This window comes from Paraburkholderia sp. RCC_158 (genome assembly GCF_041355255.1).
Lineage (GTDB): Bacteria > Pseudomonadota > Gammaproteobacteria > Burkholderiales > Burkholderiaceae > Paraburkholderia > Paraburkholderia graminis.
The window spans coordinates 378,456-404,417 of sequence record NZ_JBFUPM010000004.1 but is presented as its reverse complement, the minus strand read 5'-3'; the positions used below and the strand labels follow the sequence as shown (position 1 = coordinate 404,417).

22 protein-coding genes and 2 pseudogenes are annotated in these 25,962 nt (G+C 57.5%); 14 read left to right on the top strand and 10 right to left on the bottom strand.

Going from position 1 to position 25,962, the window contains the following annotated elements; genetic code table 11:
• Nucleotides 1-190 precede the first annotated feature (190 nt).
• From AB6809_RS11230 to AB6809_RS11170, 13 genes and pseudogenes are all read left to right on the top strand, one after another.
• The gene (locus AB6809_RS11230) at nucleotides 191-472 is read left to right on the top strand and encodes a hypothetical protein (protein ID WP_371026650.1); all 282 of its coding nucleotides are present in this window, start codon (nucleotides 191-193) and stop codon (nucleotides 470-472) included.
• A 109-nt stretch (nucleotides 473-581) separates the two neighbouring features.
• The gene (locus AB6809_RS11225) at nucleotides 582-815 is read left to right on the top strand and encodes a hypothetical protein (protein WP_371026649.1); all 234 of its coding nucleotides are present in this window, start codon (nucleotides 582-584) and stop codon (nucleotides 813-815) included.
• Nucleotides 816-826: 11 nt separating this feature from the next.
• A pseudogene (locus AB6809_RS11220) lies at nucleotides 827-946 on the top strand (DUF1289 domain-containing protein); the annotation flags it as partial.
• 1,876 nt (nucleotides 947-2,822) lie between these two features.
• The gene (locus AB6809_RS11215) at nucleotides 2,823-3,074 is read left to right on the top strand and encodes a hypothetical protein (RefSeq protein WP_371026648.1); all 252 of its coding nucleotides are present in this window, start codon (nucleotides 2,823-2,825) and stop codon (nucleotides 3,072-3,074) included.
• 132 nt (nucleotides 3,075-3,206) lie between these two features.
• A pseudogene (locus AB6809_RS11210) lies at nucleotides 3,207-3,889 on the top strand (transposase); the annotation flags it as partial.
• A gap of 387 nt (nucleotides 3,890-4,276) precedes the next feature.
• Nucleotides 4,277-4,786, top strand: coding sequence for a hypothetical protein (locus AB6809_RS11205; protein WP_371026647.1), 510 nt, complete (start codon nucleotides 4,277-4,279; stop codon nucleotides 4,784-4,786).
• A 1,152-nt stretch (nucleotides 4,787-5,938) separates the two neighbouring features.
• Complete coding sequence (locus tag AB6809_RS11200) at nucleotides 5,939-8,707, top strand: type VI secretion system Vgr family protein (RefSeq protein ID WP_371026646.1); 2,769 nt, start codon at nucleotides 5,939-5,941, stop codon at nucleotides 8,705-8,707.
• Nucleotides 8,708-8,709: 2 nt separating this feature from the next.
• Complete coding sequence (locus AB6809_RS11195; protein ID WP_371026645.1) at nucleotides 8,710-10,212, top strand: hypothetical protein; 1,503 nt, start codon at nucleotides 8,710-8,712, stop codon at nucleotides 10,210-10,212.
• A gap of 57 nt (nucleotides 10,213-10,269) precedes the next feature.
• Nucleotides 10,270-11,358 (top strand): Imm72 family immunity protein, encoded by a 1,089-nt coding sequence (locus AB6809_RS11190; protein ID WP_371026644.1) that lies wholly within the window; start codon nucleotides 10,270-10,272, stop codon nucleotides 11,356-11,358.
• Nucleotides 11,359-11,433: 75 nt separating this feature from the next.
• Nucleotides 11,434-12,399 (top strand): DUF6708 domain-containing protein, encoded by a 966-nt coding sequence (locus AB6809_RS11185; RefSeq protein ID WP_371026643.1) that lies wholly within the window; start codon nucleotides 11,434-11,436, stop codon nucleotides 12,397-12,399.
• Between the two features lie 188 nt (nucleotides 12,400-12,587).
• Entirely contained in the window at nucleotides 12,588-13,106 is a 519-nt protein-coding gene (locus AB6809_RS11180) for a hypothetical protein (RefSeq protein WP_371026642.1), read from the top strand.
• 123 nt (nucleotides 13,107-13,229) lie between these two features.
• Nucleotides 13,230-13,514 (top strand): PAAR domain-containing protein, encoded by a 285-nt coding sequence (locus AB6809_RS11175; RefSeq protein WP_371026641.1) that lies wholly within the window; start codon nucleotides 13,230-13,232, stop codon nucleotides 13,512-13,514.
• Between the two features lie 400 nt (nucleotides 13,515-13,914).
• Nucleotides 13,915-14,610, top strand: a complete 696-nt coding sequence (locus AB6809_RS11170; RefSeq protein WP_371026640.1) for an H-NS family nucleoid-associated regulatory protein — start codon at nucleotides 13,915-13,917, stop codon at nucleotides 14,608-14,610.
• Between the two features lie 698 nt (nucleotides 14,611-15,308).
• Here the strand turns inward: AB6809_RS11170 and qatD are convergent.
• Genes qatD through AB6809_RS11155 form a run of 3 tightly spaced genes read right to left on the bottom strand, consistent with a single transcriptional unit; the run spans nucleotide 15,309 to nucleotide 17,829 of the window.
• Entirely contained in the window at nucleotides 15,309-16,055 is a 747-nt protein-coding gene (gene qatD, locus AB6809_RS11165; protein WP_029972162.1) for a Qat anti-phage system TatD family nuclease QatD, read from the bottom strand.
• On the bottom strand, nucleotides 16,055-17,317 hold the full coding sequence (qatC, locus tag AB6809_RS11160) for a Qat anti-phage system QueC-like protein QatC (RefSeq protein WP_029972163.1): 1,263 nt from the start codon (nucleotides 17,315-17,317) through the stop codon (nucleotides 16,055-16,057). The genes qatD and qatC overlap by 1 nt, the downstream gene beginning before the upstream one ends.
• The gene (locus AB6809_RS11155; protein ID WP_233386162.1) at nucleotides 17,314-17,829 is read right to left on the bottom strand and encodes a hypothetical protein; all 516 of its coding nucleotides are present in this window, start codon (nucleotides 17,827-17,829) and stop codon (nucleotides 17,314-17,316) included. Before AB6809_RS11155 ends, qatC begins: the two co-directional genes overlap by 4 nt.
• A gap of 177 nt (nucleotides 17,830-18,006) precedes the next feature.
• On the opposite strand from AB6809_RS11155, the gene AB6809_RS11150 reads away from it, so the two are divergent.
• Nucleotides 18,007-18,159, top strand: a complete 153-nt coding sequence (locus AB6809_RS11150; RefSeq protein WP_244814182.1) for a hypothetical protein — start codon at nucleotides 18,007-18,009, stop codon at nucleotides 18,157-18,159.
• 38 nt (nucleotides 18,160-18,197) lie between these two features.
• Here AB6809_RS11150 and AB6809_RS11145 read toward each other — a convergent pair whose 3' ends face one another.
• From AB6809_RS11145 to AB6809_RS11115, 7 genes are all read right to left on the bottom strand, one after another.
• On the bottom strand, nucleotides 18,198-20,042 hold the full coding sequence (locus AB6809_RS11145; protein WP_371026639.1) for a P-loop NTPase fold protein: 1,845 nt from the start codon (nucleotides 20,040-20,042) through the stop codon (nucleotides 18,198-18,200).
• Between the two features lie 545 nt (nucleotides 20,043-20,587).
• Nucleotides 20,588-20,956, bottom strand: coding sequence for a helix-turn-helix domain-containing protein (locus AB6809_RS11140; protein WP_029972166.1), 369 nt, complete (start codon nucleotides 20,954-20,956; stop codon nucleotides 20,588-20,590).
• Between the two features lie 137 nt (nucleotides 20,957-21,093).
• Complete coding sequence (locus AB6809_RS11135; protein WP_244814180.1) at nucleotides 21,094-21,942, bottom strand: hypothetical protein; 849 nt, start codon at nucleotides 21,940-21,942, stop codon at nucleotides 21,094-21,096.
• A 276-nt stretch (nucleotides 21,943-22,218) separates the two neighbouring features.
• Entirely contained in the window at nucleotides 22,219-23,199 is a 981-nt protein-coding gene (locus tag AB6809_RS11130) for a toll/interleukin-1 receptor domain-containing protein (RefSeq protein WP_244814179.1), read from the bottom strand.
• A gap of 123 nt (nucleotides 23,200-23,322) precedes the next feature.
• Nucleotides 23,323-23,640, bottom strand: coding sequence for an ImmA/IrrE family metallo-endopeptidase (locus AB6809_RS11125; protein ID WP_244814178.1), 318 nt, complete (start codon nucleotides 23,638-23,640; stop codon nucleotides 23,323-23,325).
• A complete protein-coding gene (locus tag AB6809_RS11120) occupies nucleotides 23,615-24,040 on the bottom strand; it encodes a hypothetical protein (protein ID WP_244814177.1) in 426 nt (141 codons plus the stop codon). Before AB6809_RS11120 ends, AB6809_RS11125 begins: the two co-directional genes overlap by 26 nt.
• A gap of 607 nt (nucleotides 24,041-24,647) precedes the next feature.
• Nucleotides 24,648-25,712: a hypothetical protein gene (locus AB6809_RS11115; RefSeq protein ID WP_029972174.1), complete on the bottom strand. Its 1,065-nt coding sequence runs from the start codon at nucleotides 25,710-25,712 to the stop codon at nucleotides 24,648-24,650.
• Between the last annotated feature and the right edge of the window lie 250 nt (nucleotides 25,713-25,962).

Genomic DNA, 25,962 nt, shown 5'->3' with positions numbered 1-25,962 from the left:
CCCTGTTGCTGCCGACGACCTCTGTCCGCCCGCTCGATAGCTTCCTCTTTGAGCGAGTCCGAACTCGCATCATGCATTACAAACGGTTACAGGAGAGATTGCTCCGTTTCACCGGGTACATGTCCCGTCGCATACGATGCGGACATCGGACCCCGGCAGGCGGTCCGCATGACCTGAATGGAAGAGCATCATGAAACGCGCATTGGTTCTGACTGCGGTGGGAATTTCTATTGGATGCGCATCGGGCACGGCCTTGGCCCACGCAGACGTTGGAGTCTATTTCGGCGTTCCCGGCCCGGTGTACGTGGCACCGCCCCCGGTCGTCTACCAACAGCCGCCACCCGTCGTCTACGCGCCGGTACCACCCTATGGCTACGGATATCAGGACGAATACTGGGAGGAGCGTCGTTGGCATGACCATGGCCGGCATCGTGGCTGGTACAAGCACCACCGTGAGGATGACGACGACTGATGCGTCGTTGTGCTCGACCCAGTCATACACTTTGAGTTGTGCGCATGCCTGACCACGCAAGGGCTCATGCCGTCGCCTGCAAATCGAACGTCATTTCAGGGGGACTCTCATGAAGAAACGTGTTGGCTGTGTTCTCTTCGCTTTGAGCATCGCCGCCGTTGGTAATGCCGATGCTGCCGGCTGCGCGAAGGGCGCCGTAGTTGGAGGCGTTGTCGGCCACGTTGCAGGAAAGCATGGAGTGGCGGGGGCGGCCGCTGGATGTGCCATCGGTCACCATGAGGGCGCCAAGAAGGCAAAGGCCGCGAGTCAGGCTGCTGCCGCGAGTGCAGCCTCTGCACAGTAGCGGTTGTTGAAGGGTGTCTTCGTACCCTCGACGAAGTTCGAGCATAGAAGAAGATGACCGAACACCGGCGGCATGAAGTGATTAACGACCGGGCGCGACGACAGGCCAGGCTGCGGCGTGAATCGCCAGAATCGCCGAGCGACCCGTCCGCAGGGCTGGGACATAGCTCAGATTTCCAAAGCATTTTCGGGGCGACGGGGTTTATCGGACATTGCGCTTTTGCGGTCATGCCCGCTCCGCCGCGAGCCCCAGACTTCAACGCGACGCACGCTAGCAAACACGGCGTTATATATCCTGCTAAAAATGGCGGCGTGACTCCCCGTACCCGTCACAGTGGCAGACCATTCTATTGGGGTTCTCGCCGCCGGGCTTGACGAGCCCAGAAGCTGCACAACAATGCATGAATCAAAGAGAAAGCAAGGATGGTTTTTGCCGACTGCATGATTCCAAATTTTTTTCTCCGGCGCAACGCAAGGCATATGCTTGCGCCAAAAAATTTAGCAGCGACAATGACGAGGATAAAGTGGCTGCTGTCATCGTGTCTCGCGCAAACGGTCTTCGGCGAAAACGAGCAACAGTACCTCCGGCTCAATCTCCCGCAGCTCTGCAAGCAGTGCCTGCGACAGGAGGATTGCTCTTGTGGGAGTCGCCAGCTTCCCCGAAGAGATGCGGGTAACGTCGAGAAGGTCATCGACGAGCCTGGTCTGCGACCCAACGTTTCGCGGACCACGCCCGCGCGCTGCTTCATGAAGTCTGTTCGGAAGCGCGACGCTCTAGTAATTCAATCCTGCGAGAACGGCCGTCAACGGTGCTCGTATCTCATGGGTCAATGCGGCGCTGAAGCGAACGCAAAATGCGAACTTTTCCAAGGGTCAACGTCTCGCGTGCCTGGCGCACACGGAACGGGAAATTCGGGGGATAGACACCGGTGGAACCAGGCAGACGGACGGATGCGACTGGTGCTCTATAGGCGTGGGCGTGCAATCTGCTCGGACTCCCAGTTATATGCCAAACGCTGACCGACAGGGGGCCACGGAATGAGCAATCGCGACGAGGCTGACGTCGCGCTGCCTGCATTGCACACGCGCACGGCAGAGGCATGACTACATGCCGAGCGCTGTGGTATCACCCAGCATTTTCCGGTTTGCAAATGTGCTGTCAATTGCCGCTTTGCGGACCTATAACTTAGCTGTAGCACGGTTCTTATTGGCCGACGGACTCACAACGTCCCATCACCAGCGCATCTACTGCGCACCGTCCTGCCTCGCGCGGTACAAACCTCGCGTCCACCCCATGGTCATCTGATTAGTCCGACCTCGGCACAGACTGTGCCCGAGGCCGACTCCGGGCTTGCCCGCTGAACGGCGTCAGTCGTCGCCGGTAAACGGCGGTCGGGAATGGAAGGGGAACAGCGGCAAGGAGCGAGCAAAGCTCTGGCACCTTGCGCATGAATCAAGGAGATGAAGTGAATCCAAAGCTCATATTGGCGACAGGCGCCGTTTGCCTGTTCGCAACCGGAGGAGTTGCATACGGGCAGAATCCGCCACAAACAACGCCACCATCCACCCAACCAACGATGCAGAAGGCGGAAGTGCCTGCGGAGCCCAGCACTGATACGTCTTACGGCGGAGTGCCGCTCACGGGGACTACAGCGGCGAGCAGTATGCGTGCACCGTCCTGCATATCCAGAGCGTCGTGCGACATCTTTCACGGGCATTAGGCCAGGGCCGCTGGCGAGCGGGTTATCCGGACGTTTCTTTCGACCCGTCCGCCAGTTTACTGGCTGACACCCGCCTTTGCCGGCAGTCTATGAATCGCTGAGTTGGTCCGGACGCATGGAGGGCGCCGCTGTCGCTGCAGCTTGACAGAAAGATAGATTCATTAGGAAACCGTACCAATAGCGTCGGCAACGCGACCGAAAAGTGAGTCATTCCTTCGTGGCGAGGCGTGCGTTCCTTAGCGGCTGTGTCATTCGATTTCGTGGAAGGAAGGCTTTTGGAGAGTCTTATGAAAACTTGTTTCGTATTAGCGGCGGGTACTGCGCTGTTTCTCTTCAGCGGCATAGCCAGCGCATACTCGCAAGAGGAGGTGAACGCCTTTGAAACGCCGAGCCAACAGGCAGACACCGGGAAGGTTCAACAGACGAGCGTTCCCGGTTCTAAGGCCGAAACTGCAGATAGCCAGCGCCAGATGAGCGAGAGCGGGGTGCGAAAAATCCCGCTTGCAACACCGCAGGTCCTGCCTGATGACTCGCACTAAACGACTGCCGTAAAATCGGCCAACAGCGCATGCGGCGCATTAGCAGGCCGTCAAAATGCCTCATGTAGCGGTCGTCCATGACGAAGGGATAAACGTTGAAGTGATGTCATCAATGAGGGCGAGATTGAAAGGATGCCTAAGCCAGATGGTTTTACGGAATCGACGTTCACGGTGTTGAAGCTACGATTTTGTGCGGAAGGACCATCTGTCGCGTCCGATTCGCGCGTGGCTCAACGACGCGCTTAAGCGCATGCACGATGTCTTCACGCGGATGTACGAAGCCGCGCGAGAGGAGGCCGGCCGAGCATCGCGCCGGAGAAGTTGGTGCGAGCTCTTTTGCTGCAGGTGCTGTACTCAATTCCTAGCGAGCACATGCTGTGGAACAGATTCCTGCGACATGCTGTTCCGCTGATTCGTCAGCCTGCCGATGGACGGGACTGTGTGGGACCACTCGACGTTTAGCAAGAAGCGCGACCGGTGGCTCGAACACGACGTGCTGGTGTTGCCCTTCAAAAGGCAGTTGAGACCGCGCGCGAGCGCGGGTATCTTTCTGGGGAACACTTTAGCGTTGACGGCACGTTGATTCAGGCATGGACGGGACACAAGAGCTTCGTGCCCAAGGGAAGTGCAGACGATGCAGACACGCCTCCTGACGAACGCCCGCGCCGAATGACAACTGGCACGGACAGAAACGGAGTAACGAGACGCATCAATCCACGACCGACGAGCAGGCGTGCCTGTTTCGCAAGAGCAAGCGAACCGGAGCGATGCTCTGTTATAGGAGCCACCTGTTGACTGACAACCGACACGGCTTGGCGGACCATACGACGACGTGCGGTCTCAATTTCCACGGCAAGCAGTTCGGGCGACCACAAGCCAAGCAACGCTGGAGGCGCTTCTCGAGAAGGCCAGGTCGCTATCCTTTTCGGGCATGAAAGCAGTTGCCATGAGCTTCGGCTGGAACGTGTTTGGATGACTCAAAGGGCCGGTCGGCCGCTCCAGGCTGCTGCATGGGACATTACGTACCAACGCGCGCTGCCACCCTCTTGTCATCCCGCTAGCAATGTCTGGATAAACGGGCTATAACAAAGCGGTCAGCGCAGTATCCAAGTCAACTCACGCAACCCTTGCATTCTGCGTGCGCCAGCAATGGGCTAGGCCGGGGCCTAAGAAAGTTGTGACGTGTTATTGGGAGAAGCACTGTGAGAAGCAGTCTTGTCGCTGCGCCGGCTTACGCGGTACTGTACCTGGTTGGAACTGCCACCGCTATCGCTCAGGACGCGACGGCCGTGGCGCGATTGCCTCGTGATGGGACAACTACATATGTAACCTATTACACGTCCCATGTTCTGGCGAAGCAAGCGCTTAGCGCAAACGACAAAGGTGCGGTGCTTGAGGTTTTGGGAGTCACAAGAAATACCGACGGAAAGCCTTACTTCGATAACATGTCAGTGCGGTGCATCGGCTATGCGCAGACCGTCGGCGGGAAGTTCGGCGGTCAGGGAAACTGCGTCGAGACGGACCCTGACGGCGACAAGGTATTTACTACTTTTGACTACGTGTCGGCGACGCACAACATAACCGGGGGGACGGGGAAATACGAGGGAATATCCGGTTCTGTGCCGTTCACGCGGCGAATTTTGCAGCCGCCAGGCCCGGACGAAATCGCCGCGCTGGTCGACCATAAGGTGACATGGCATCTCGCTAAATAAACTTCTGTCCCCGCCCGGTACGGGTGGCCAAGAGCACCGCGTGAAATCAAAGTAAGCCTCGGCAGGGCGGCGTTCCAGAATTTCTGGGGGCCGGAATGCTGCGGAACATCGCACTGTATCTTGCTTTGCGATTGTGCTTCAATCGCCGACCAGACGACCTATTGCACAGCTGCAAGCACATCCTCGTCGAATTTTGCTACTCAGTGCTGCCGTTTATAAAGGCGCGGGCGGGATTGTTCGCCCACCCGGTCGAAGTTCCGACGCCCGTTCCAATATATTGTCGGCAATAAGACATCCCTCGAGGTCAGGATAGACATGGCCGCATATCGTTCAGGATTCGCAACGACTGACTAATGAACCTTTGGCTTCGACTTTGCACCATGCGCTGCTCCTGCCGGCAGGTCGGCGACTGAACCATCTCGTCACGACCTTGTGCTTAATAATGGCGTACAGGCTAGTTCAATGGCCAGCGCGCTCATGCATCGATGTCTTGCCACGGCGAGGTTTTGTCGCTTTGCGCGAACCGCGTGAGCCGCCTCTCAAGCAAGGCCTTGACGGATGCATGTTGTAGCTGCCAATCATAGAGCGCGAGAACTCGCTCATGTGCACGGCTGTCAGGCTGGCGGAACTGCCAGATGTTTTCTTCCGCTCCGCAGCGCGCAGTGCTGGTTCTGCTTCCGGAAGAATTGCAGGTCGGTCGCCCCGAAGCCCGGCCGGCTGAAGGTATCAAACAACGTAAACCACGCGGATAAGGTCGGTCGACAGTTGGCCGTTCCACGCGCATCCTTCAATGCCTCCAGCACAAGATGGTGACGCCGTGATTGCATTCGGGCCGATTGCGCCGTTGTGTTAACAGCAAGGTTTTAGTCGTAAACGTCCTTTGGGATGAACGCCGGTTCGATTTTCTATGCGATTTGCATAAAACAAGATTTTTCGTCTTCGGTGCGGGCTTTTATATGGCACTGTCCGTTCCATTTTAGTTTTTATGACAGAATTTTCACCCAAGCTCACTAAAACACCCAACTTTAAGCCTCTCTGAATGCGAGATTCATGAGGCTACGATGTTTAACATTTGACGATGTCAATTTCATCCGAAGTTTTGTAGAATCCCGCGGAGCGCGTTTGCGCTGTTAATCCATAAGAAGAGGCGGTATGGGTGCGCAGGACATAATCACGGCGATTTCCGCGGGGCTGCTTCAACAGGGCCGGCTTTTAAAGCTGGACACGCCGCTTGGCGAAGACGTTCTGCTGCCTCAACGGGTCATCGGCACGTCGCGTATTGGCCGTAACTTTGAATTCACAGTTGACGCGGTCTCACTGCGCGATTCGCTGGAACTCAAAACACTTATCGCGAAACCTGTCACTCTCTGGATTCAGACCAGCAACAAATCGTATCTGCCTCACCATGGATATGTTTATACGGCGCGGCGTCTCGGCTCTGACGGTAACCTGACCACCTATCAGGTTACGTTTGCGTCATGGATGCATTTCCTGCGGTTCCGAAAAGACGCGCGCATCTTTCAGGACAAACCGGTCGATGAAATACTCGCGACCGTCTTCAACGGCCACCCTCAGGCGCAGGGCGCGTTTCGCTTCGACTTACGACAAGCGTTACCGCAGCGGTCGTTTTGCGTTCAGTATGAAGACGACTGGAATTTCTGCCAGCGGTTGATGGAGTCGGAAGGCCTGTTCGGTTATTTCGAGCATGCGGACGACGGTAAATCGCACACGCTGGTCATAACGGACGACGTGTATTCGCTGAAGCCAGCGGTACCTGAGACGCTACAGTTCGCTCGCGCGGGTACGAATACTTCGTCTGACGCCTGGGTTCAATGGGCGGGTTCTCGGACGCTGCATAGCTCCTCGTTGTCGACGAGGACATTCGACTACAAGTCCCCTGGCGCTGAGAAGTCGACCAATGTGCCCACGTTATCGACCCACGGCAGTCTGCCCGCCCAGGCTGAGGTCTATGAGTACACAGGCGCATACACGCATCTGACGCAGGACCGCGGCGACCACCTGTCCAAAATCCGGATGGAGGAATGGGAGTCGCGAGCGAAACGCTTCATGGCTGTTGGGGGCGTACGGAACATCGATGCCGGAAAGTGGTTTCTGCTCGAAGGCCACCCCGAACACGACAAGGACGCCGAACAGCAGCGGCAGTTCGCAGTCATCGCTACGCATTGGTACATCGAGAACAATCTGCCTGTTTCGAGCACGGCCGATTTTCCGCACAGTCTCAGGGCAAAACTTTCGCGGGTGCGCGCAGCGCATGCAGGCGCCGCACCCGCGTTTGTTGTCGCCCACGGAGACGGGAGCGAAGGGTTTTATCTCGTTGAAGCTGAGCTCCAGCGCCGCACCGTTCCGTTCCGCAGCCCGCTGGAGCACGCCAAGCCGGTGATAAGCCTGCAGACCGCTACGGTTGCCGGGCCGGCCAACGCTGAAGTTTTCACGGATGAGTTGAACCGTATCAAGGTCCTCTTTCACTGGGACCGGCTGAACAGTGGCGATGAGAATGCTTCCTGCTGGGTGCGCGTGGCCTACTCCGACACGGGCGGTGCCTACGGCGGCGTTCACGTACCGCGAGTCGGCGAAGAGGTCATCGTCTCTTTTCTCGACGGCGACTGCGACCGGCCTATCGTCACCGGCCGTGTCTTCAATGCTGAGAAATCGCCACACTGGCATTCGAATGGATTGCTGTCAGGGTACAAGTCCAAAGAGTACGGCGGCGCTGGCTACAACCAGTTGGTAATGGACGATTCGAGCGGCCAGAACCGTGTTCATCTGTATTCGTCCAGCACCAATGCGCATCTGCATCTGGGCTATCTCATCGAGCAGTCGGGAAACAATCGCGGCTCATATCTGGGCAGCGGATTCGACTTGAAGTCGGACGCTTACGGCGCTGTTCGGGCGGGGCAAGGTCTATACGTGTCGACGCATCCCGCGAACGGCTCGACGAGCCAGCCGCTTGATGTCCGTGACGCGCAGCAGCAGCTCGTCAATTCCGGGAGTGTGCTGGAGTCGTTATCGGATGCCAGCGAGACCCATCAGGCTGACAGTTTGAAGGACGGTCGGGACTCGCTGAAAGCGTTCACCGATGCGACACAAAGCAGCGTTTCGGGAGCGTCGTCAGGAGGAAACACAGCTGGTGGAGGCACCGGCAACGCCAACGCTTTCAAGGACCCCATCATGCTGTTCGCGAGTCCGGCAGGCATTGCAGTGTCGACGCCACGCTCCACGCATGTTGCAGCCGACGAGCAGCTGAATTTTGTGAGCGGGCAGAGCACGCATATAGCGACTGGCAAGTCACTGGTCGCAAGCGTGGCGCAACGTATCAGCCTCTTCGTCCAGAACGCCGGCATGAAACTGTTTGCCGCGAAGGGCAAGGTGGAGATTCAAGCCCATTCGGACAACGTCGAGATAACCGCGCAGAAGACCCTGCGGTTACTGTCTGCCACGGAGAAAGTTGAGGCAGCAGCGAACCAGGAGATTTTGCTGACTTCCGGTGGCGCGTACATCCGTATCTCCGGCGGCAACATTGAAATCCATGCCCCCGGAAAGATAGACGTCAAGGGTAGCCAGCATTCATTCAATGGGCCCACGAATACCACATACCCGCTGCCCGCGCTGCCGACATCCAAATACGATACGGCGATGCAGTATCTGTATCACGACGATGAACCGGTGCAGGGAGCGAAATATATAGCCACGCTATCCGACGGTAGCACGCGGCAAGGCACTTTGGACGCACAGGGACGGATGAATCTCAGCGACGTCCCTGTGGGCCCCGTAAAGGTCGAGATTGGACCTGACGCACGCTCATACGCTCGCAAGGACAGGACCAGCAATCCAGACTTTAAAGGCGAGCAACTGTCCGAGGCCGACATCGATTCGCTGATTCAGAAGCACGGGGGAGCGTAAGAGTGAGCTGGAGCATAGAAGACTTCAAGGCGACCTCGATGGAGGTCGGTCAATGGTGCTGGGGGACGATGCAGGGAGCGTTCAACGAGAAGCAGACTATCAGCCAGGTCATCACCGATGCGGCTATCGGCATGATTCCTCTATTGGGCGACGTTACCGCCGTCCGTGACTTGCTAGCGGTCAGTATTGGGATGAGTGCGGACCCGAGAAAGCGGCAGCAGGCGATGGAGTGGGTCCTTCTCGTGATTCTGGCGTTCGCTCTCATCCCAGTAGTGGGTGGTGTTATCAAAGGCGTGGGGCGGCTGGCATTGCGCGTCGCCGGAGATGCCGCCAAGGATGAGAAGCTGCTCCGCGAGGTTATCGATTTTCTCAACCGGATGGGACATGGTGACGCGCCGAAATGGCTGAAGGAACTTGATGTCATCAAGTATCAATCGGAAATCATTTCGAAGCTCAAGAACTTTTGCGCAACCATCCAACGTGCCATTCAGAAAACCCTCGATGCACAGGTAGGTAAGCTGCTGCCCAGCGAATGGCGGCTACAATTGGAAGGCATTTCGAGCGGATTTCGGGCTTTGCCCGAGCTTGCCGACAAGATGGTCCCGCATGCTCTGACAGAGCTGAACGCCAAGCTGAAGGTTCTTCAGAATGCAGTTTACAAGGGCGAAATTCACGAAATCGCAACCGGAGGTATGCCGAAGGTCAAGCGGGAAGCGGAGGCCTATCTTCAGGAAAGGAAACTCGCGCGTGAGATTCGGAAAGGGAAATATTGTTCTGCCGATTGTGCCGCCGATGGTACCGAAGCGGAAGCGAGAGTGAAGGCCATGTACGAGCCCAAGATACAGGAGGGTTGGCCGAATATTCTCGGAAAGAAAGGAACGATGCCGGTTTTCGGCAAAGACGAGGTGTATCTCGATGTAGGGGCGTTTCACGGAGAAATCTCCGCCGTCAAGGCCGAGCAACTGGCTGGTAAAACGCTGTATCGCGCATTCGGTAGGAAATCGGACCTGGCTACGTACGAGAAGGGAAGTTCAGCGGGCGGGCGCGATATCGCCTATTGGGGTGTCGGTAACGCCCCAAAAAGTGCGGAAGAATGGCGAACGCGTTCGGCCGTCCTCGACACGTGGAACGGGAATGGTTTTATGGTGGTTATGCATCTGCCCGAAAACTTTGCGGAGCTCATGCCCAACGTCAAGGCGTGGCAAGGCAAGATTGCGGAGCAATATGGCACGAAGGAGCCTATACAGTATCTGGAAGGTGGAGGAGAACAGCTCGTCGCTAACTTCGGTGAATTAGCAAAAGAGATAACGAGGATAGGAGAGGAACTCAAAGAGGCGAACAAGGACGTACGCCTATCGAAAGTGATTGAAGGTATCCGCGTAGACTTCTTCAAAACAAATTGGGAAGACGTCGAGAAAGTACATGGATACAGCAAGGTTGAAGAAAGTGTCGACAACGCAGCCAGGACGCGGCAACTTGGTGACGAAGAAGTGCAGAAAAAGTAACGGTCTGGAGTGGCCCAGTGCCTGTGCTGGTGGACACTGACCTCACACGAATTGGCGATGGAAACGATGAATCAGTACGACATGCAGGATGACCTCACGCGGCGCAAAGTCTTCTGGTTGCTGCAGAGGCTAACAAGCTTCACCCTTTGGCACGCAAAGCGTGAGGCCTTTGCCGCGTTCACGACGGCGTACGAAACCGCAGTGAAGACTTGGCCCGCGACGCAGCCAGAGCAGATGCCAGCGGACAACCTGACTACGATTTACGAAATCCTGGGTCTGTATGACAAGGGTTTGATTGAGCTTGCCCGGGGATACCGGTTCGTCTGGCGAGATGGTGAAGCATTCAATCGTGCATTGGACAGATATGACCATCTAACCAAATACTTCTACCCCGACTGGGCTTGCTGGGACCGAGGCGCGCAGGTAGCACCCTATCCTGCCAAAGTCGACGTGCTCGCAAAATTGATGCGCGCTTCTGAGTTTCAGATGGAGCATGCTCCACTGGAAGTCGCTCAGGTCAATGACAATCTTGCCCAACTGCGTTCCCCGACGCTCCTCCTCGATGTCGACAGATATAAATACCAGTTTTATGAGTTGAGCTACCCGAACTTTCCGGAAACGCTCCCCGAATTGCCGAAGGCACCCGGCCCGATTATCTTTTCTGGCCAAGAGGTACCTTGTGACGGCATCTGGGAGCCGGTTATCGTCGAGCAGAGCAAAATGCTTGGAGTTCTTCCCATGGGTGCCAAAACATTCTCAAACAATGGCTGCTTCAACTATCTCGTTGCGAAGACGACTGCCCCAAATCTGAAAGGCTTCGATGCGGCCACTTCCCGAGCCACAGTGGAGGGCACCGCCTGGCGCCTTTTGTGGGAAGACACACGATATAAGGACGGGGTAATTCCGGACGAGTCACAATATTTTCTGGACGCGGAGCCCGAAGAATCGACCGCCGAGCTGGTTGATGTTCCAGATGTCAAGACGGGAGACATCTGTCCAGTTTCGGGAGTGTGGCGTGCAGAAAAATTCGACGATTCGTCTATTCACATAGCCGCAGGAGCAGTGATGCCGGACCTGATGGTCACAGATAGCCTGGGTGAGAAGAAAGTGCATTGGGTGACCTGGCATCTGGTCAAGAGAACGTGACAATATTCTGGTTGCGCTCTCGACGCTTCGCTTCTGACGCTGCGCGTCTCGGCCGCGCATCATAAGCGAGACACCATGGCGTACGATTATCTGACAAAGATTCCAATCAACCGTCCACTAACCGAAGAAGAAGCCGCACGGCGGATTGATGTTCACAAGCCAGTCGTCGATGACGCCGCCGACGCTTACACCGCGTTCGAGATGAACGATATTTATCTCGAAGTCTGCGACGCTTCTTACTCGCAGGTGGGCTGGGGCCTTCTTGCCTTCCTGCTTTGTTTCCCGGCATTTGCTTTCCTTACTGTGGAAGCCGCTCAGAGTGCGATTGTCGATACGCCGGCAATGGTCAGGAACGGTGAACAGGGGATGTTCAGTGCCACCATGTGGATTTTCGTCGCGATTACGGTGTTGTGCTGCGCGCTCACCGTCGTGATACTGCTCCGCGACTGCTTCAACTACAGGCACAAGGCTGTGCGCTTCAACCGCCAGACGCGCATGGTGTATGCCTTCCGGCACAACGGGCCGGGCGGAGTAATCGCGGTACCTTGGGACAAGGCGTTTTTCTATCCGCATCGGCTGCCTTCCAACGGGCTTGCCGGGGGAGCACCTACCCTGATGCGCTGCTTTGTGCTCGACGATGCAGGAAAGAAAATCGTGAACACGTTCAGCTTCGGTGCCCGTACGGTCAACGGCGCAGACGAGTCCACTCCAATGGGCAAACAGGTTCTCTATCAGGTTCAGGCCAACTTCGAGTTCATCCGGCGGTACATGGAACAGGGCCCGGCGCTACCGAAGGTCGAGCAGTATCTGCCGCGAGGCCCGTCGCTGCGCGCCTCAATGAGCGTCTGGTTTTACGGCATCGGAGCTGTCGGCAGCGTTGGCGGTGCCATGAGAGGTCTCACCATACTGCTTTCGGGGCCGATATTTGTGCTGTCGATACTGCACTACATCGCACAACTGACGAGCCGTGAGCCGGTATGGCCGACCGAAGTAGAGGCCGCCTGCGGCAACTCAGCGTCGACCGCAATGGCTCAAGCGTAGGGTTGCGGGCTTCCTTTGCTGTCTGAACGCACTGCTGCTGTCTTGCCCCGAATCGCCTAGGTGAACTGCGAGGGCCTGCGTCGTGGCAGTGGTCAGCTCGTCAGCCCGTGTCGTAACGTCACGTTCTTCAGGGCTCGAATTTGCACGCTCGCAGGCACGTCCCCATTCAACTTGTCACCATATATCCGATGCAAAAGAAATGCGGTCTTCTCCTCTGCACCACAGCGCTGATTATTCTCACAGCCTGCCACAGCGCATCAGACAGCCCACTCGCTCGCGCGGCCGCTACGCTCGCGAAGACGGAGGCTCCGCATGACGCCCAGTGGGTCCAACTCGAAAGCAGTGATGCGGCCGTGCAGGAGTGTGCCATCAAGTTCCCGGACGCTGACCACCCCTGGACCGCGCGTATCGGACTCAAGCCGGGCCAGTACGCTATTCACGCCCGCATCCAGCAGGATGGGACAAGTGGTTCCTGGTCGTCAGGTGAGGTATGGTCGGACGCGAAGACCGATGATGGCAAAGACACGCTGGATGAGAGCACGCTCAAGGCAAGGTTGCATGACTGCGCCACGCACGTAATGTCTGTAGGTTTGCTTGAGAGCAATCTTGGCCCCGACAACGCCGTCGTAACGGGACTGCGTGCGCTGGAAAAGCAGGATATCGAGACGGCGAAGGCGCTTCGCAAATCGGTGCAGAGCGGTAGCTAGATTTGGTGCACCGGCAAACAGCCAATTCGTAGTCACGGCATCGCGACATCACCGAAGCGGCATTGAGGTCATCTGATGTTCGCATTCATCGGAATGCATCGAGCGAAAGGAGAATGTCTTACCATGAGCCGCAGATTCATTCTTAAAGACGACACGACGGACCGCAACGGCGTGGTGCTGGACGGCATCATAGGTTCCTCGTTCGACGGCCGGCCGTTGGCTTATCTTGGGGCGCCTGTGATGTGCCACACGTGCAACTTCGAAGGCATCATCATCAGCGATGGCTCGCCTCACACCATCAACGTTATGGGCAAACAGGTCGCGCTTGAGAACGATTTGTGCCAGTGCAAATGTCAGCCGCTTCCAACGCTTGTGGCGTCGCAGACCATGGGCTCGCTAAGTGTCTGATTGGCGCCAGCACATTGAGGTTCCACCTCGCTACACGCCTTCCAAGACATGTGCAGGCGCATTGTCTCGCGGTGTCCATCTGTAAGGTGCGAGTTCCCAGTCAAGCGTGGGACCAATGTCCGCGTTACTTTTGCGCCCTCTTGCCCCCGAGTTCTATTGCCCGCCTAGCGGTATCGGCAACTGAGGCGAACACTTGAGGCAGGCGGCTGACGCTCTAGGCTCAATCGATAGTTTTGTACGCTGGCGGCACCTTTTCGCCATGAGCAATCACCGCGAAGGCGCTCGCACTAAATGCAGCGGTAGCGAAAGGCCCGAAGCGCTCACATGATAGCCCCGCGTTTAACTAGCCCGCGCGGTCATCCGCATGGCATAGTTGGGCATCTTAACTGCGGAGGCGCGAATGGCGACCTTAGAATCCTTGCAAGCAAAAATCCAGCGACTGCAGGCGCAAGCCGATGCGCTCCGCGCGAGAAAGTCGAGTGCTGTTATCGAGAAGATTAAGAGCTTGATGGCAGAACACGGTCTAACGACTGCCGACATTGACGCGCACACTGGCGGAAGAAAACGCGGGCCCAAGCCCAGCGCTAAGGCCGCAGCCAAGTCGTCTGCTTCCGCGGCAAAGTACCGTGACCCGAAGACGGGCGCGACTTGGTCAGGACACGGCCGCGCGCCGGGCTGGATTGCCAGCGCTAAGGACCGCTCGAAGTTCTTGGTTGCAGGTAACGCAACGTCGTCCGCTCCTGCTGCAAAAAAATCAGCGAAGGCTGGAAACTATGTCAGGGGCCCGCAGCCGGCGCTCTATCGCGACCCCAAGACCGGCGCGACGTGGAGTGGGCGTGCACGCCCGCCGGCTTGGCTTGCTAACGTCAAGGACCGCAGCAAATTTTTGATTGAGGGCGCGGCCGCGGCGGGCAAAAAGCCGGTCCAAAAGGCTGCTGCCAAGAAAGCCCCGACGGCGAAGAAAACTGCTGCCAAGAAGCCGGCGAGCGCAAAGGTGTCGGCAAAGAAAGCGTCGGCGAAAACAGCGCCGCGCAAGAGCGCGACTGCGGCCGCTCCGGAGGCGAACGCCGGCTCTGAAGCTGCAGCGACTGTTTAAGAAGGGTGATGTGCACCAGTAGAGCCGACATCGTCTTCGGCTCTACTGGGGAGTGATTGGCGCGCTTTACTGGGCCGGCGGGGCCTGCCTTTGTACAGCTTGCTCGTGGCGACTTTCACCATCGCACTGGACGGTCGTGCCGTTGTGCATTGAAATAAGATAACGCGCCTGGTAAGCATCGTTTCATGCAAGGACCCAGCGGCATTCTGCAACGCATTTCCCTCTAGCAAACATCCTTTGTTTTTGTGAATGCCCCTTGGTGAAGTTGAGCCCCGCCTTATCCTGAGCGAGGCCTTCAGACACGTTCCAAGCATCGTTAGATGCCCCGCGGAGCCAGCGTCGCCCGTCAGCCGTTCGCCTCAGGGCGCTAACTTTGCCACCCTGTCCGGTGTCTCAAGGCTATCCCACAGTACCGGTTGTCCCGCGACCGCTGCCGTTGATGTTCGACCAGTCGCGCGGCTGCACCGCGAAGCTGGCAGCAGTATGTATACGGCGGGAGAGGGGTGATGATTTGCATGGAGGCCGCGCTCGAAAATCTGGCCGCGAGCCGAGGAGATTTGCCAGAAAAAATATTTTGGCGGACTGTCTGTGAGCGACGAGGCCCCGACCGTGTGGGGACGCGATGCACTGCGGAAGGGGCAGCTGCATGTAAGCACCGGTCCGGTCCGTGCAGAGTCCTACGAGCCGACAACCGGCGTTCACGGAGAGCCCGGCCATCCCATCACCGTGAGCAAACGCCCGCTGTTATGAGTTAGAGTCTGCACCGCCTCGGATTCAGAGCAGCCCCAACTCACGGCAAGCAGCTCTGCAGTCCGCGCCATGCTCCATGGTTGAATCGGGGCGCCACCTTCGGTAGCGAATGGCCCATCGCTCTCGGGAACGACTCTGTCTCGGGGAAGCTTCGTTGCAAGTGCGCGACCAGCTGCGCTCGCAAATGCAGCGGGGCCCAAGCTGAACCAGCAGCCCATTTTATGGGCGATTTCCACCTCGGCCAAGGTCCCACTGAACCAATGAAGAACGGCTGTACCGAATCTGGGATTTTTTAAGAGGATGGGCAACACCTCCTTTACAGCACCTCTGGAGTGGATGCTGAGGGCCCTGCCGCCGAGCTCTCTGCTGCGACTTACTACTGCCTCGAACACCTTTCTTTGTATCGGTAAGCTCGATTTGAAGCGATACGAGCCATCCATTCCCACTTCTCCGACTGCAATCGCTTGCTCCATCTGCTTCAGCAGTTGAGGAAGCTCTCCTGCGCGCTGCTCGACCAGTTCTGGATGCAATCCTGGGGTGATAAGCACACGCGGAACGTGGCCAAGTACCTTCGACGTGGCTTCGAAGGCGCGAGGGCTTGTCGTCACGAGCCAGGTGAACTGGTTTCGACGTGACGCCTCTTCGGAAACGGTCCTCGCGCCCGGATAGAGGTCTAGGTGACAGTGGAAATCCATTAGAGCACGCCGTCCCGACGGAGAATTGCCTCGACTTCCGCAAGGCCGCGGCTCATAGTCTCCCGATACGACTCTCGGTATGCCGTTGGAGCAAAAGCGAGGGTCGCTCCGAGGAATCTCTCGAGTCCTCGCTCCTGCACGGTTAGGACCGCAAGGGCTGCGGCCATAGCGTCGTCCGGGCCGCTAGATTTCTCCGCTACCAGAAGTGACTCGTGTTTGTAGTCCGTTCTATCCCGCCCAGCGCCCCACGCATGAAAGGCACCCTTCCGAATCATGCATGGAACGCATCGCCCGCAGTGACGTCGATTGTATGTTCGAAATCGTCCGCAACTTGTCGTGCCGCTTGCGAATTTCTCCAGCAGCTCCTGATTGAGGCACTCTCGGAGCATGTCGCCCTTCGTTTTGAATCGATAGGGCAAATCAAGTACGATGCTGAGGCCCATCCCGTTCAGCAGCTCTTGCATCATCGAGATAAATTGAGGATGCGTCGTTTTCGTGCTTAAGCTTGATACGCGACCTGGTACAAGGGGAGGGTTGATACAGATGAAGCCGTTCTCTGGCACGAACACCTGAACTTGTTCTCCACCCACTCGAGACGCAGCCAATACGGCGAAAGCATAAAAGGCAAGCGACCGAGCTCGCGTCGAAGGTTCGCGTTGTCCCGGAAAATTGATGCCATGACTCCATTGCCAATGTGCATTGGGACCGCCTAGCTGTCGAGCGTACTCTATTTGCTTGGCAGAGTCGTCGTGAGCGAGTTGCGAAACGAACACGGGCCGGCGACCCTGCGACACAAGGTCGATGCCACCGACCAAGCTATCTAGACCGCCCGAGAGAAGACATACGCAGTCGTGTGGCGCGGCTTCGACCTTGCCTGCAGGCGGTGCTTCACCGCCCACGACGAAGTGGAGTTTCCAGTAGTCGCCTGTCAGCAGCTTGAGCATCTTTTCTACGTGCTCTTCAAAGCCTATCCATCGCACTGGCTCGTGCAGGCCGACCGTGAGGTCGATGACTCGAGTCCAACCATCTGCGCTGGTCGCTCGAGGGCAAGCTAAGTCCGCGGCACAAACAGCGAGACAGAGTTGAACAAAATCCCACGTCGCAGCATCTGGAGCAAAGCCTGTGCGTTTCAACAGTCGCTTCCAGCCAATCGCGATGTTTCCGACCCCTGCGCGCCTACTCGAACGGAAGAACGAGAAGGCTTGTTCGTCAGGTCCGAGGTTTGCCGGTAGGCTATCCGGGCTGGTACATAAAATCTTCATTCCCCGAATACCTCCAGAGTTTTCGACAGGACATCGCGCGCGAGGCCGTGTGTGTCTACAGGGCGAGGCCCGAGTTTGTCGAGTTCTACTCGAACAAGCCCATGAACGTACTCACGGACATCATTACGACACGCTTGTACTTGCTGGGGCGTGTACTTCAACTTTTCGTAGGTTTGTCCGAGCAGCAAGTCCATTCGGTTGCAGATGTCGTACGCGACTGTGAAGCCGATGACATCAGCGATTTGTTGGTCAGTTAGACCAAAAACGTCGACGTCGGGGGAGGTCTCATACAGCAGTGAGAGCGTTTCTGTCGCTGCGTTGCGAACTGACTCTTCATCAACGCTTCCAGAGTTCGGCATGACCTCACGCACAATTTCCAAGATGAGGTCGTTGGCGGACAGATTCGCGGCGCGAACGCGCGCGACCCAATCTACAACGTGTGGATTTGTCCCATCACGTGCTTGGGTAAGAAATTGCCCCAACGCACCCGCACCCTGCGCAGTTGCACGCATGGTTCGTGCCGCGCGGGCTGGGCCACCCATCCCACGTCCAACCATGCGCCTCGCAGCGGACCTGATTTGGTCCGAACCGCCGCCGCGCAAAGCTCCTGCTAAAGCGGCACGGGCGCCAGCAAGACGTCTTGCCGGATTGAGAATGGGCGGCTGCTGGTCTCCGGGCACATCCGCGCCTTGGCCTACTGGCTGACCATTGTTGTCCCCGCCAATGTCTCCTTCATCAGCACCGTCTCCACCATCTCCGCCTTCGTCGCCATCTCCGCCACCGATGTCCCCGCCACCCCCGACTGCGGCGGGTCCCTCGAGCCATTCTGGGTCAAATGGTGAGCGGGGTCCGCCGCCCTTACTCGAAGTTGAGGTCCCCATTAGGTTTTCCTTTTATCCATGGGTTCAATTGCACGCTTCACCTTTTGGTCGAGGGCGTCGTCTGCTGACCACATATCTAGCACTTCCTTCGCCCAAGGTTGCGCTTGCAGTTCTGGAATAATGCCGGCGCCGATTTGCCCGACGGGAGCGGTGAGTAGTAACTCCTTCGCCCTTGCAGAATGCTGGGGGAAGACTTTGCAAGTCTCGATGAGCATCAATACGTCCTCTGCTTTCTTCCAAGTACGCTTCGAGGCCTTGAGCACCCACGCACGCGCCATCGCCAATCCCGCCTGTACTTCACCCGCCCCGGTAATTACCGCGGCAAGTTGCGGGCTCCGCGTTTTGGCTTCGACGAGAGCATCACGCAGCTCGCGTCCTCCCGCTGTCAAATCGTCCACACCGAAGTCGCGGGTTGCTGTATCGCGACTGAGGTGGAGAAGAGGGCGGAGGTCTACCTCGCCTAAGGGAGGAGCAAGCCCGAGCCATTGGGACACGAAAGGCTCGCTGGTGTTAAAGGGCTCTTCCAACGGCTTGCCGTCAGCACTCGCTTCTTCCGCAAGCCGCAATTTCTCAACGCGCCCATCGTGCTCGGACGTTACAAGGTTCGCGAGTGCCGACGCAAGTGTTGGAGCACAACGTTCCACGAGGTGCCATTTTGCGAGAGCCTGAAGGTCAAGCTTGATGCCTTGCGGCTCAGCCAGGCTGGAGCGCAGGAAAACGGTGTTGAGAAACCGCTTCATCAGACGAGGGTTTCCGTCGACTGCAACAGACCTGGTAAGCAAAGGTGCTAACCCGTCCGCGAGACGCATCAGTTCGATTATGTTTTCGTCTCCAGCGGCCTGTGCCTCCAGAAATTCAAGAGTGACGGAATCCCCACGCCATGCTTCTCTTAGCCGTTTCGAGGTTGCTACTTGGGCATCTGAAAATTTATCTACCGAGAACTTGTCGTCCTGACATGCTCTCTGCAGAAGTAAGAGCGCGATGTATGCTTTTGCTTCATTCACGCCGAGTCGCGGAACATGCAGAGGAACCTGAATCAGCTTGTCGAAATAGTTCGTTGCGACCTCGTCCTTGATTTCCGTGCCAGCAAAATGAATGCGGACCGCCCCCTTGATGAAGTCGTTATCTGCCGCAATAACGAATGCGCTGCGCTTAATGAACAGCAGCAGCCGGATGGATTCGAGCGTGGAAATGGCAGTCTTGGGCAAGCAGCGGTCTAGGTCGTCCACGAAGACAACTAACGTGATTTTTAGCTCATCCAACAAGGCTTCGAGTGCTACACGAAACTCATGTATCTCGTTCGGCAGCGAAAGCGGCTCCGCCTTTTTGATAAGTCCATCGTCCTTCTTATCGTCTTCTTTTTTATCGCCTTCCTCACCGTTTTCGCTATCGAGCAAGCCAAATCTTTTCATGGCCTGGCCAATCATCCCAACGGGAACGCCAGTGAGATATGTTGCGGCGGCCTCACCACCCAGTTGTACGAGTCGGAGCACGTTTATACGCTTGAGAAGCCTTAGCGCTTTGTCGCGCAACCCTTCCCGTTTACTGGCTTCTTCGAGAATCTTGTCGCCAACTAACTGCAAAAGAGCGCTGCGGGCGCTGTCGAAATCTTGATATAACCAAGGATTGAAGGTGACAAAAACGTAGCTGTTCTCGTCGGGCTTGTTGAGCCCTTCAAGACGCTGTCCGACCATTTTTACCAGCGAGCTCTTGCCGGCGCCCCATCCACCGGAAATTCCAACAGAAATCGGCTCGCCGCGAGCTTGTTGGAGCAACTTTGCGCAGGCATCCGCTACGATGCCGAAATTTAGATAGTCAACGGTAGTTTCGTTGTCATGCCACACTGATTTGGCCTCTCGATGTCGCAGCTCAACCTTGCGTTAAGCCCGTGAAAACGTTCTTGTTGTGGATTCGAAGCTGGATAACGTGTAAATCGCATATGCGCTCGGTTATACCAGATTTCTGGCTAATTGAAGCCGTTCAATTGGCGTAGGATTACCTCAATAAAATGCGATATGCATCGGAGCTAAGGAGGTCGTACGATTAGGTGCGCAACTCGTCAAGAAAGACCGCCGCGGTCGACTAGGTGCAGCGCCACGATGGACGTGGCCTCGCCTTCGCCCACCCAAATGCCCTACATGCAGCATCGCTTCATCGGTCCTCACGTGCAATACGCTAGTCATTAGGAGTCGCTGGGGGTGTTGCGAGAGCGTTGGCTGCTTGTAGTCTGAGAGGTCGAGCAGCTAATTGAGCTTGCCATAGCTGATGCGGTCGCAACGCAGCGGCCGCACTGAGCTGTTGATGCAAGGGCCGTCATCAAGGTGGCTATGGTCTGCGAGGCGCATGATGAACCGCTGAGTAAATCGGCCTCCATCACCGCGCTTGCCCGTCAGTGCCAAAGAGCAAGGACCATCTGGTTACCGACCGCCTTGGACATGGAATTACCCTTCATGCCGACTTCGATGGCATTCTCGTTGCATGCGAGCGTGTAGAGCCCGACATTGTGCAAGCGCCCGCACTCGGACGGCCGACTGACCCACGACGTGATGATGCTGTAACCCTCTTTCCGGAGTTCAACCACGCGCGCGCGGGGGTCAACGATGTCGAGGAAGCGCATTGCCTCCAACGTCGTAACCCCTGCAAATAGCCGCATCGCCTCGAGCAGGCGGGAGCGCTGATGCTCGGCCGTGTTGTCCGGCCAGTTGGCGATGATATGGTCGAAGGACAGGAAGTTCTGCGGTTTGGTGCGTTTTTGCATTCGATGCAGTGCGAGTTATGACAAGACGTATTGTTCGCCAGTCGGCTCGAAACACTGCTACCGAAATACCAAGCAGATTCAGTCGCGAAAAATCCGGAGGAAATAGGCCGGAAAACGGGACCAATTTCCGCAGTTTTTCACTGCTCGGCCGAATCCGGCTCTATCCCAAGTTCGGCGGCCGCGGTGCTGAGCGCGTCCTGAAGCACGATGGCCGCGGTCTCATCGGCGAACCCACCCACGATGTCGAGAGCCTGAGCCAGCCGCTGGGCGTCGGTTCGGGCGTCGGGCGCCGGCGAAGTCCGGTTTCGCGAGATGCTTGCCCGGCTCATCGCCAGATGTGCTGTGTTCTCGCTGTCTGCTTGATTCCTGCGCTTTGCTTCGACGAGCGCTCGGATGCTGACGCGTTCGGCGGCAGTCAGCACATCGTAGACTTGACGTTCTAAGGTTTCTTCCCACGCGCGCGCGACAACCGCGGTGATGAGTCGAACAGGGACTTCGTCACAAGCCTCGCAGATGGCGTGGGCGAGCCGAAGAATGAGCGTTCGACGCTGTGTCATCGGCAAGCGGCCCGCAGTCCGGACCGGCACAATCGACGGCATGGTCTGGAGCTTACGCAGCGGCTCTTGGAAGCCGCGTGTTCGGGCATCCGGAGTAAGCCAAGAAGCGGGCGCCGCTGTCAGCTTGGTTGCCAAGTCTGTAGCGCTCTTCATGATGTCGCGCACTTCAGCCCCAGTTGGTGCGAGGTCAGGCTCGCCTTCTTCGATACAGTCGACAATTGCACGGGCAATCTGTGAGATAACCGTGACCTGCAAACTTGTGCCTTTCTCGAGCACCTTCTTCTTTTTGAAGAAGCTGCGGACGTCTTTGTCGTCACGAAGGCTTTTGAACCAGTCTGACTGCGCGCGAGCCGCTTGGTCAAGTTGCAGGAAAGCGCTTGCCTGTTCATACATCAAGGCGAGATGCGAATTCGTGGTCAGAGTGGTCATGAGCGATAGCAAGGGCGATTCACGCAAGTTGTAGACGTATTGTAGCTGCGCGCTATACGCCGACCGCGGACGTAAAGGGATATTTCCCGGCGTGCAAGAGCGTTGTTGTCATCACACTCCCGGCACGTCACCCGGTGCATCTCGCGAAGCACTAGAAGTAGCGCCAAAGAGCTGTTCCGTGAGCTGCTGAACTTCGTCGGGAGGTGGGTGAATCTGCGCCGCCGTCAGTCTCGAAGCAGCGGCCGACGCGCTATTTGTGCGGTCGGCCGCGGTGAATCACCGTTGTATCGGCTCGATAAGCGCCGACCACAGATACTCAGCCGCCCCAGTGTCAGACAGCTTCTCGGAAGCGCCTCGTGCCATGCTCATCATCGGCTTCAGATAAAGCGTCTGGCTATCTTCGGTGAGCGCGAGCGCTTCGTTGTAGCTGTTCGCGTGCGAGGAAATCTGATTCGAGTAGGTTATCTCGCGATTGCTGTGTCCACCGAAGGCCCCGCCGCGCGTGACGGTACACTGCGACACGCTCTTTCCATCCTTATAGATGCTCGCGGTGAACCGGCGCGCATGGATGCGCGAAAAGCGTCCTTGAAACTGGCCGTGCCGCTTCTCCAGCTCCTGGAGCGAACCCTCGAAGAAGCGGGCGATGAAGTCGAACGTCTCTGAAACGAACGTGTCCTTGTCGAGGTCCGAAAACTCATGCTTGACGCGAAGGTTGCTCGACCGCGGCAGCTGCGCGGCCACGGAAGGTTCGACGGCTACGGGCCGGGGGGGTGAGCTTCTCGCTGTCGATGCCGCGCCCACCTTGGGTGCGGCCGACGAGGCTGTCGCGGCCACGGCTTTACGAATCGACTTCGCAATGTCGGCAAAAGCCTCGTCCTGGTTGGCCCAAGAGGTGACTGGCCGACCGTCCGTCGGGACTGCATTCAGTTTGCCGAACGGGGCACTGTGCCAGTCACATGCTCGCAGGATGACAGGGATGACGCGCGCATCGCCGGCCTTATGCCGTTCCAAGGCACGCGTCATCTCGGTCGCAAAGCAGTATTCGGACGCGATGAAGTTCGCGCTGACCAGCAGCAAGATGATGTCGGCCTTCTCGAGCTGCTCATCGATACTGTCGTCGAGGTTGTCGCCCGCGACGATGCGCCTGTCGTGCCATGCCGAAATCAGGCCCTCGCGCTTCATCAGCGACAGGTGTATTTCGAGCTGGTCGCGCAGCGACTCGTCGATGTGCGTGTAGGAGAAGAAAACCGATGCCATGCAGTAGTCCAACAAGAAAATTAGGTGTTGTAGGCGGCTATGCCATTGTGACCATAGCATGGCGATTTGGCTTGAGCGAACGCGTGAAGCCGAACGGCCTACGTGTTGTTAGGCCGCACGCCATCAGTAGTTAACCAAGTCGAGTTCGTGGATGCGAATCGCCATGGCGGTCGGCGACATGCCGAACTCCTCAGCGAGCGACTTGAAGTGGTTGCCAAGACCAAACTTCCGCGCGTTTGCCACTGCACGCGGGAACTCGAGCGAGCCGGTTTTCGACCGTAGAAGGTCCTGAGCGCCGTTACCTGCGATAGCGAACGCAACGCGGTCGTCGAGATGAAGAATTTCGCAGCCAAATCGTTCTTGGAACGCCCGTCTAACCAACTTTTCTGGAGCGAGGAAGCACGCGGCAAAGTGATTAGGCGTAGGCGTCACCGCTGTCAAGACCTCTGTTTGCGCGGTACGTGACTTCGAGCCATTCGGGGCTGGCGTCAGCGAAGCGAAGCTTTTCGTACCGTAGCTCTCGTACGACAAGCTGCTCCCAAAGGGACCATTCGATGTCAAGGAGATAGACGTCGAAGCTCGCATCGGCGAAGTTTGGATTCAGGCTTCGCTCAAACTGCCCTCTTGAGATTCCGAACAGGCGCGCACATTGCGTGTTTTCTCGGTAGTCGGACCGGGCATCAACTGCTTCCAGCTTGCAATACATCACGCCCTCAGGGATTTCGTATTGCTCGCGAACCCGGCGCGGTGTATCCGCTCGCGGTCCGCGCTCGGCCATCGGCTCGACAGGTTCGGCTTCAGGCGCCGTGGCTTTGATTTGCTTGGATGGACGTACGTTCATAATCGGTCGATGTTGCAATCGCGGCTGTTTGCGCTCAGCCGTGCATGAAGGCGAGATTCTGTCGGCGACGAACAATGCGACCTATGCTTTTTGCATGTGTCGCTGGCAGATGGTCGTCCGCGATATAGGCTGCTTTTACGGAAATAACTGCTTGGCCTTATCGTCTCGGGTTAACGGTCAGAGTCTGCCAAACTTTATGAGATGGTCCCCTTGTCAAAAATTTGACTCTTGCCCGCGCGTGTCCTTTGTTGATTCCATTTCTCTGCGGCGTAATTGGATAATCGACGTCACTAACGACGTCGGAGTTGCGGCTCGAGACGCGGGGATACCTGACGCCGGCTTCGTGCGCTTGCGCCGGGCTATAGACCGGGTTGCCTGCGCGCAGACCGTTTTGGAAACAATGAGGGAGGGAAGCGTGGGCGCGAGCGACGAGGAAACGGCGCTGCGGGTGCGGATGCGGGAAGCTGTGGATTTGCTGGCAAAGGAGTGGCCGGAGCGGTATCCGGACGGGGCGGCCTACAAGGGGCAGCAACTAAAACATGCCAGAGAAGCGGGTAAAAAACACAGGAGCCGCGCCATGCGGCTCCCCGCGGCTCCGCCAGGTCAATCAGTCACCCGCTTTTGATGTCGCCAGAGCGTGTTTCAGCATCGCTCGGGGAGTCGGATAGGCGCCGTACGCCACGCTGATTGCCACGTCATATTCGCTCCTCGAAATCGGCAACCCGTCTTGCCGGTTGACCTGCGCCGCCAGGGTGTCCCAGAAGTGCGGGCTGAGCGACAGCAGGCGTGCTCCGCGTTGCAGACCGGTATTCCGGTCGACGATTCGCACAGCGAGGCCGAGACGAGCGCCCGGGTGCCATTCCGCCGGCATACCTCGCGATTCCGCCGGATACAGGCCGGCGTGAAACGGTGCGTCCATCCAGTCGAGTTTGCCAAACTTCGCGAGGATGAAAATTGTGTCACGATGCTTCGCGATGGCGAACCGGGCTTCTCCTCGCCGGATATCGCAGATTTCCTCGTCCGACGGCGAGGAAAAGTAGACAGTGAGCGTTGGACCGCCGCCATTCTGACAGTCGAAGACACAGCCATCGGACGCCGGAACGGATGGGCGCTCGGCCATCGGCTGTCCGCTGGTCGCCGTCGCGTGAAGGTCGTTCGCGGGAGGGGATTGCGCCTGGGTCTGGACAATGTGAGTAGCTAGCGTCCACGCAATGCTGCGTTCAAACTCACCTGCCGCGGCGACGACACCGATGTGACGGAGGGCGGCAAGTTCGAGACGGACTGCAATCCACGGTGATTTGGGCGGACGCGCACTATTCGCGGACGCAAGAAGCAACTCCGAGTTCAGTCTCTGCCAGAGAAGAGCGCCTTGGGGAGGCGCGAGTGATATGCCGAATGTGACGACCGGCACAAGTGCGCCACCGTCGCGGGCGAGGAGGCATGTACGGTACGCACCATCTTCCTTGCAAATCGTCATGAAGGCGTTTGGCGCGACTAGAGGAACAGCGACCGGCTCGCCGCTCGCGAGGGCCGTGGCAATCAATGGAGCGAAGTACGCGCGCACTTCAGTCGAGACGGAGTCCGAGTGTGCGGCGCCGGTGTGACCTGTAGCGAGGGTCACATGCGTTAAATGGTCGAAATTGAAGTGCTTCTCGGCGGCTTGGGTATACACGGTAATGTCCTTGATTCAGTGTAATCACATGTCCCGCGGTCGCCGTGCGACATCGCACCTGTGTTCGTCCGGCTTGCGTCATGTGTCCGGCGTATAGCGACCCTACGTTTATATTTGGCGCAGCCGCCGTTTTAGATTGAGTTGAGGGCGCTTTAGAGGGGGCAAGTCGCAAACCCGGCGATAGCGATGGACCCGGCCCCCGGCCGGGGAGCCTGTGCACAGCTAAGCTGGCGCGCTGCTTGACCGGACG

Bases quoted from the DNA above. Each gene is read 5' to 3' on its own strand.
- AB6809_RS11230 (WP_371026650.1), top strand. From the start codon at position 191: ATGAAACGCGCATTGGTTCTGACTGCGGTGGGAATTTCTATTGGATGC.
- AB6809_RS11225 (WP_371026649.1), top strand. From the start codon at position 582: ATGAAGAAACGTGTTGGCTGTGTTCTCTTCGCTTTGAGCATCGCCGCC.
- AB6809_RS11215 (WP_371026648.1), top strand. From the start codon at position 2,823: ATGAAAACTTGTTTCGTATTAGCGGCGGGTACTGCGCTGTTTCTCTTC.
- AB6809_RS11200 (WP_371026646.1), top strand. From the start codon at position 5,939: ATGGGTGCGCAGGACATAATCACGGCGATTTCCGCGGGGCTGCTTCAA.
- AB6809_RS11190 (WP_371026644.1), top strand. From the start codon at position 10,270: ATGGAAACGATGAATCAGTACGACATGCAGGATGACCTCACGCGGCGC.
- AB6809_RS11185 (WP_371026643.1), top strand. From the start codon at position 11,434: ATGGCGTACGATTATCTGACAAAGATTCCAATCAACCGTCCACTAACC.
- AB6809_RS11180 (WP_371026642.1), top strand. From the start codon at position 12,588: ATGCAAAAGAAATGCGGTCTTCTCCTCTGCACCACAGCGCTGATTATT.
- AB6809_RS11175 (WP_371026641.1), top strand. From the start codon at position 13,230: ATGAGCCGCAGATTCATTCTTAAAGACGACACGACGGACCGCAACGGC.
- AB6809_RS11170 (WP_371026640.1), top strand. From the start codon at position 13,915: ATGGCGACCTTAGAATCCTTGCAAGCAAAAATCCAGCGACTGCAGGCG.
- qatD (WP_029972162.1), bottom strand. From the start codon at position 16,055: ATGGATTTCCACTGTCACCTAGACCTCTATCCGGGCGCGAGGACCGTT.
- qatC (WP_029972163.1), bottom strand. From the start codon at position 17,317: ATGAAGATTTTATGTACCAGCCCGGATAGCCTACCGGCAAACCTCGGA.
- AB6809_RS11155 (WP_233386162.1), bottom strand. From the start codon at position 17,829: ATGCGTGCAACTGCGCAGGGTGCGGGTGCGTTGGGGCAATTTCTTACC.
- AB6809_RS11140 (WP_029972166.1), bottom strand. From the start codon at position 20,956: ATGCAAAAACGCACCAAACCGCAGAACTTCCTGTCCTTCGACCATATC.
- AB6809_RS11135 (WP_244814180.1), bottom strand. From the start codon at position 21,942: ATGACCACTCTGACCACGAATTCGCATCTCGCCTTGATGTATGAACAG.
- AB6809_RS11130 (WP_244814179.1), bottom strand. From the start codon at position 23,199: ATGGCATCGGTTTTCTTCTCCTACACGCACATCGACGAGTCGCTGCGC.
- AB6809_RS11120 (WP_244814177.1), bottom strand. From the start codon at position 24,040: ATGAACGTACGTCCATCCAAGCAAATCAAAGCCACGGCGCCTGAAGCC.